The 371-nt window shown below is 68.7% G+C and carries 1 pseudogene; it reads right to left on the reverse strand.

The features are described 5' to 3' along the window. Positions 1-371: pseudogene (locus ASG00_RS17560) on the reverse strand (MFS transporter); the annotation flags it as partial.

Raw genomic sequence — 371 nt, forward strand, 5'->3', positions numbered from 1 at the left:
AGGCGGAGGATCAGCAGCAGCACGGCCGCCCAGACGCCGATCTGGTTGAAGGTGGGCAGGCAGCCGATGAGGAACGTCGCGATGCCCATCGTGAGCAGCGACGTGACGAGGGTGGCCTTGCGGCCGAACCGGTCGCCGAAGTGGCCGAACACGACGGCGCCGATGGGTCGTGCGACCATCGCGGCGCCGAAGACGCCGAACGAGGCGAGCAGCGACGCGGTGTCGTTGCCGGTGGGGAAGAACAGCACCGGGAACACGAGCACCGCCGCCGTGGCGTACGCGTAGAAGTCGTAGAACTCGATCGTGGTGCCGATGAGGCTCGCCGTGATGACGCGCGAGCGCGGATTGGCGGGTGCGGGAGCGGAGGAAGG

This window comes from Microbacterium sp. Leaf351 (assembly GCF_001423825.1).
Classification (GTDB): domain Bacteria; phylum Actinomycetota; class Actinomycetes; order Actinomycetales; family Microbacteriaceae; genus Microbacterium; species Microbacterium ginsengisoli.